Genomic DNA, 6,022 nt, shown 5'->3' on the forward strand with positions numbered 1-6,022 from the left:
CGGGCGCTCAACCGGCACCGGTCATCCGGGGTTCAGCTTCTTTAATCGCGGTGGTGCGCCGCTGACCTTCGATCCGATGAACAAGCAGGATCGCACCCAGAATGCGCATTTATTGTTGTTTGGCCCGACCGGGGCCGGTAAATCCGCCACGTTGTGTGCTTCTTTGGTACAACTGATGGCAATACACCGACCGCGTTTGTTTATTGTCGAAGCGGGGAACAGCTTTGGTTTACTCGCCGATTACTACGCCAGTCTGGGGCTGACCGTCAATAAAATCGGTATCAAACCGGGCTGTGGCGTGAGCCTGGCGCTGTTTGCCGATGCCCATCAACTGTTGCAACTCAGCCCCCAACAATGGCGTATTAATGAAGCCGATATTCCGGATACGGATGAATCGCAGGATGAAGGGGATGAGCAGCGTGATATTCTGGGGGAAATGGAAATTGCCGCCCGACTGATGATCACCGGTGGCGAGAAAAAAGAGGAAGAGCGCCTGACCCGCTCAGATCGCGGTTTGATCCGCGAAGCCATTATGATGGCAGCTCACACCAGCCATGAAGAACAACGTCAGATGGTGGCTTCAGACTTACAGAATGCCCTCTATGCCATCGCCCGCAATCACCAGCAGGACGAGCATGGCCAGCCGTTAATCACGGCACATCGCCGGGCACGGGCGGATGAAATGGCCGGTGCCATGTCGATGTTTACACAGGGCTTTGAAGGGGAACTGTTTAACCGCCCCGGCACCCCGTGGCCGGAAGTGGATGTTACTCTGATTGATTTGGGTACGTTGGCGCGTGAAAATTACTCGGCGCAGATGGCACTGGCAATGGTGTCTCTGATTAACACCGTGAATAATCTGGCCGAACGGGATCAGTATCAGGACAGGGAACTGCAACTGGTGATTGATGAAGGGCATATCACCACCACCAATCCGCTGCTCTCCCCCTATATGACCAAGGTCGTCAAGATGTGGCGTAAACTGGGGGCCTGGCTGTGGCTGGCGACGCAAAACCTCGCCGACTACCCGAATACCGCTGAGAAAATGCTGAATATGGCGGAATGGTGGCTGTGCCTGACTATGCCTCCCGATGAAGTGGAACAAATCGCCCGCTTCAAAAAACTGACCGAAGAACAAAAAGCCGTGTTGCTCTCTGCCAGTAAACTTCCCCGTTGTTATACCGAAGGCGTGGTGCTGGCGAAAAAAATCGAAGCGCTGTTTCGGGTGGTGCCACCCAGCCTGTATCTGGCGCTGGGTATGACGGAAAAAGAAGAAAAAGCGGAACGACGGGCGTTAATGTGCGAGCACCAGTGCAGTGAGCTGGAGGCGGCGATATTGGTGGCCAGAAAAATGGATGTTGCGCGGGGGTTAAAACAGACATAACTAACCTCAGCTTCGTTTAAGAATAGCGATATCATTATCCCGTAAATTCAAGCCGGTTTTTTAGGTTGGAATGTATAAGCAATGAGACCCGCGGCAATTTCCAGCAGAAAACCGAGCTGACTGCGATGTCTTGAATGCTCTATCTGAGAAATATTTTTGAGTTGGTCGATGACCGTTTCTATCAAAAATCGCCGTCTTAACATTAACCTATCCCAGAGAGGTAACGCTTTGGCTTTCATGTTACTCCGGACATGAGTGATTAACGTGACCCCTTCCGCTTCCAACTCATCGCATAAAGCCTGTGATAAATATCCTTTATCGCCATATAAACATCCCGTTAACCCTTTTGCCAGCGTTTTGACAGGGTGACGATCATCCGTATTTCCTGCGGTTAATTTCACGGCCAAAAGTTCACCGCAATCATTGATGACCAGATGAAGTTTAAAGCCATAAAACCAGCCCGTACTTGTTTTTCCTCGTTGTGCAACTCCCTCAAATACCCGATGACGGGGAATTCGAAGGTTATGACAAACGGCAATTTTGGTGGGATCAATAAAAGCGATCCCTTGGGTTTTCGCCTTGCGTGACGAAAGAAAAGTGCATAAAGGAATAAGGGCCCTTTTCTTCAGAGTGAGCATGCGAGTATAGCTGACTAATCCGGGAAAATCGGTATTAAGGTATTGTTTTACATGTTTATTATAAAATGTTTTAAAATCACGATAATGGCTCATGTGGAATAAAATGAGGATCATCATGACTTCGCTGAGAGAAAGGGAAGCTTCGCGGTGCCGTTTACGTAATCCGTTTTCAATGAGTTGTTGATGCCAGAGAGGGATAAATTTTTGGCAAAAGTCATCGACGCCGCAATAAAGTTCTTCTAAATTAACCATGCCTAAGGATCTCCACGATTTTGTTTTCTTTAGCAAAAACTTTGATCGTGCCTCAGACACTTTAGTTCCCTTCTTAAGCGAAGCTCAGGTTAAGGAGCAACCGGATGAAGCCCGCAACCCCATTCAAAAATCCCGGCAGTGTCCGGGATACCCCCTTGCCACTGGCGCACAGCGACGTAACGGCAGATTCTGATTCCATCAATATTCAAGAGCAGGTGCAGCAGCTGCATGATGAACAGCAGATGCTAATCGCCGGTGAGCAATCGCAGCAGCAAGATTTTCAGTCAGATGCTGCAGAGACCATAAAAAACCTTGGGGCACTGTGTTAAATCGACGATAGAATGAGCAAAGGAACATCATTTTATCAGACACCTCACAATGAAAAATTATATCGTGAAAATTGCCCTTCAGGGGATCAGTCCTATGATTTGGCGTCGGTTCAGGCTGTCAGGTGAGACTTCTTTAGCAGCTTTTCACTATATCATTCAGATCGCGCAAGGATGGCAGGATGATCACCTGCATCAATTCCGTATTTATGGCAAAAATTATGGCATTTCCTACTCCGGTGGAATCGGATTTCCTGATAACCTTTACAAAATTACGCTGGATGACTTTGAATTTGATGCCGGTGACCGCTTTACCTACGAATACAACTTTTTCGAGCACTGGCTTCACGATATCCGTATTGAAACGGTTCTCGAAAACTCTCACCTGAAGTCTCCTTTTTGTCTGGCCGGAAACAGAATGCCCGGCGCGACGTTAGCCGATGAAGCGGATAAAACACTGGCATTGCTTGACTCGATTATTCAGGCTGATGATACGACCACGGTCGGAGAGATCCGTCCATTGGTTGAGGCGCTTGATGCTGCCAGGTTCAACCGTCCCAAGGTTAACCGCCAATTAAGTCGGCTTAACCTTGATTCACCGGAACTGGAACCCATTGTGATAGGGCTGTAGTTGATATAAGTGATCGGTATCCATAAAGGTGTACGTTTACGGTCATTCCTAAACGTTGGGTTGTTGAACGCTCATTCAGTTGGTTGGAAAAATGCAGGCGGCTTTGGAAGCATTGCGAACGAAAACTGAATACCAGCCTGCAAATGGTCAATTTGGCTTTCTTAGTGATATTGTTAAAAAGACTCTGAACAGGTTCTGAGGCACGATCAAAGTTTTTGTCAAAGAAGCTAAAATCGTGGAGGTCCTCAGGCAATGATTACGTTTCCTTTTCATTCGCTAAGCTAGTTTTAGTTGACACAGGGGCCTAAATTTTCCGGCCTCAGTCCTAGCACGACTACGCTACACATAATCTCCGGTCAAATTGATATGCTCCCAACTTAGTGGAAACAGGAGGGGGTCTTCTACAGTCGGATAAGTGCAGCCTGTTACCAGACCGCACTTATCCGGTACAGCATCACTCTCAACGCAATGCCTTAAGAATATGATATGCAGCTTCCACGCGGACAGGATTTGGATAGTTCTTGTTAGCCAACATCACAATGCCAATTTTCTCCTCCGGGATGAAAGCAATATAAGCCCCAAAGCCGTCGGTACTGCCGGTTTTATGCACCCAGGATGCCGATACGGCAGAGCGTGGCGGTATCAGTACCTCAACTTTATGCGGCTGCAAGGCGATGTCATTGCCGCTGTCGGCAATCACCCTCTGCGGATTGATAGGCCAGTTATGCATTTCCCATCCCAGCCCCTGGAACATGTTTCCCGCTCGGTAATAACGAGACTGGGCCGCGAGGATGGCCTTCTTTAACTTATCGTTATCGGCAGACAGGCTGTCCGGAGCCATATTGACCTGCATATATTTCACCATATCTTGCGTGGTAGATTTTACCCCGTAGGCTTCTGCACTCAACATGCCCGGTGTGGCGCGCACCGGCTGACCATTCTTATATCCCCACGCGTAATCTGACTGCATCGATTCTGGGACGGTTATAAAAGTATGCGTCAGTTTTAAAGGCAGGAAAACATACTTCGTCATATAGGTTTCAAATGTCAACTGGCTTTTATTCGCCGTCAGTGCACCGAATAAGCCAATACTGGCATTGGAGTAATTACGCATCATCCCGGGTGCCCACAGTGGTTGCCATTGTTGATAGTACTGCCACAATGACTTCTGGTCCGTGACTGAATCTGGGAGCTGAAGAGGAAGTCCCCCCGCAGTATACGTCGCCAGATGCAACATTTTAACACCCCGCCACTGACTGCCCGTTAGCTCAGAACTGTACGCCGTCACTGGATCATTAAGGTTTAGGGTATCGGTTTGCATGGCATATCCCCCGGCGATCCCGGTAAAGGTCTTGCTGACCGAGCCCAGTTCAAACAGGGTATTTTCCGTTATTGGGCGTCGAGTTTTTATATCCGCCACACCATAGTTAAAAAATTGCGGCTTTCCGTCATAAATCACAGCGACAGCCATACCGGGAATATCCTGTTTTTCGAGCAGCGGTGTAAGCGTATTATTGACAATCTCTGCGACTTGTTGCGCCGTCAGTGTTTTTTGTGCTGAGGCATAAAACGAAGAGGCTGCGATTGTGGCAAAGACCAAGGTATTGATTACAAATTTTTTCGTCATTGGGAAATCTTCCATAGGTTGATATATCAGACTGTTACTCTCTAAACGTAGGTTTTCGCTCCAATGGATCTCAATCTTTTGTAACGACAGCATTAAAGCTTGATATATCATCAACGACCATAATGTTACGTTTAGCCTCTAAATTTCAGTTCGCCAGCTTTGTCTAAAAAACGAACTCCCTCCAGTGAATATAAAAAAGACCGATGTTCCTGACGATGAAGTATGAAGTAGTTACATCTGGAAATGGAAGTATTTTAGATGATCAAAAAGCAGTTTTTCAAGAAAATTGGTACAACATTCGAGTACCAACAACAGGTATGTTGAAAACTATCTGGGAAAACAAAGATAACTGGGAATAATTTCCTAGATGGTGTCGTCATAAATAAATTCATGTAATAATAACCCTTATTATATCAGAGGTTACGCATGAAATTTGGGTAGGCTAAAATTGATTAAATAGCAGAGCTTCCATATAGCCCTTATCCCACCTAGCAGATTTCCTTCGCGCACTCAAACTCAGTTTACTGTTGGTATCTCGTTTAACAATATTGAGGGCCATTTTACGTCATTGGGCAAATACTCTTGTGGCGGTCCGCTCTCTCATCCGTGCATCATCTTCTCTAAAAGTGAGGAGAGTAGACCGTGGAAACTGCCCCCACAGCCTCTCGCAGAACGGTACGTGAAGTAGAGTAGAGCGCCAGCGAGTTACTGTCTGTACAGCACTTTTCCGGACGCCCCCTCCCCAAACCGGGCATGAGTCTTTCGATCTCACCCGGCTTTCCAGTGTCATATTTCCCGATGTCGTAATGGTCTGGTTCTGTGAATATTTTGATGGCATTCCCGACACACAACTAAGGTTTTACGATGCCGTGAAGCCATTATCCTCAGCCACCGTGGTTTTTCTTTCCTGCCCCGTTGATTCAGATCGCTCAGTTTGCGGATATGATGGACTTCGAAAGGACCATCGTTTGACCCGCAGCATTCACAGGTCTGAGCCAGTAGTCTGGATATCAGTTCACTGCGAACCCCGTTAAATACCTGCTTCGGGTTATAGGAGATCACTGTATCTTTCTGCCATGCCAGAGACAAACCGCCAAATGTAGCGACCAGCGGTCTTTTTCCTTGCCCTCTGTGCCGGACTATCCAAGCTGACCCGCGGTGGAA

At 47.6% G+C, this 6,022-nt stretch carries 6 protein-coding genes and 2 pseudogenes; 5 read left to right on the plus strand and 3 right to left on the minus strand.

Going from position 1 to position 6,022, the window contains the following annotated elements; genetic code table 11:
• The coding region (locus tag ABLA85_RS18585) for a conjugative transfer ATPase (RefSeq protein ID WP_367965795.1) at window positions 1-1,384 on the plus strand (1,384 nt) is incomplete at its 5' end.
• Between the two features lie 47 nt (window positions 1,385-1,431).
• Here ABLA85_RS18585 and ABLA85_RS18590 read toward each other — a convergent pair.
• A complete protein-coding gene (locus ABLA85_RS18590) occupies window positions 1,432-2,274 on the minus strand; it encodes an IS982 family transposase (protein ID WP_367965796.1) in 843 nt (280 codons plus the stop codon).
• Between the two features lie 104 nt (window positions 2,275-2,378).
• On the opposite strand from ABLA85_RS18590, the gene ABLA85_RS18595 reads away from it, so the two are divergent.
• From ABLA85_RS18595 to ABLA85_RS18605, 3 genes and pseudogenes are all read left to right on the plus strand, one after another.
• Window positions 2,379-2,603: a hypothetical protein gene (locus ABLA85_RS18595; RefSeq protein ID WP_367965797.1), complete on the plus strand. Its 225-nt coding sequence runs from the start codon at window positions 2,379-2,381 to the stop codon at window positions 2,601-2,603.
• Between the two features lie 49 nt (window positions 2,604-2,652).
• Window positions 2,653-3,231 carry a plasmid pRiA4b ORF-3 family protein gene (locus tag ABLA85_RS18600; protein WP_367965798.1) on the plus strand — a complete coding sequence of 193 codons (579 nt, stop codon included), beginning with the start codon at window positions 2,653-2,655 and terminating at the stop codon, window positions 3,229-3,231.
• 32 nt (window positions 3,232-3,263) lie between these two features.
• A pseudogene (locus ABLA85_RS18605) lies at window positions 3,264-3,419 on the plus strand (transposase); the annotation flags it as partial.
• A 272-nt stretch (window positions 3,420-3,691) separates the two neighbouring features.
• Here the strand turns inward: ABLA85_RS18605 and ampC are convergent.
• Window positions 3,692-4,858, minus strand: a complete 1,167-nt coding sequence (ampC, locus tag ABLA85_RS18610) for a class C beta-lactamase (protein WP_367965799.1) — start codon at window positions 4,856-4,858, stop codon at window positions 3,692-3,694.
• Between the two features lie 215 nt (window positions 4,859-5,073).
• On the opposite strand from ampC, the gene ABLA85_RS18615 reads away from it, so the two are divergent.
• Window positions 5,074-5,217, plus strand: a complete 144-nt coding sequence (locus tag ABLA85_RS18615; protein ID WP_367965800.1) for a hypothetical protein — start codon at window positions 5,074-5,076, stop codon at window positions 5,215-5,217.
• Window positions 5,218-5,644: 427 nt separating this feature from the next.
• On the opposite strand, the pseudogene ABLA85_RS18620 reads toward ABLA85_RS18615, so the two are convergent.
• Window positions 5,645-6,022 (minus strand): annotated as a pseudogene (locus tag ABLA85_RS18620) (hypothetical protein); the annotation flags it as partial.

It is taken from the genome of Xenorhabdus sp. SGI246, assembly GCF_040838225.1.
GTDB classification, from domain to species: Bacteria; Pseudomonadota; Gammaproteobacteria; order Enterobacterales; family Enterobacteriaceae; genus Xenorhabdus; species Xenorhabdus indica.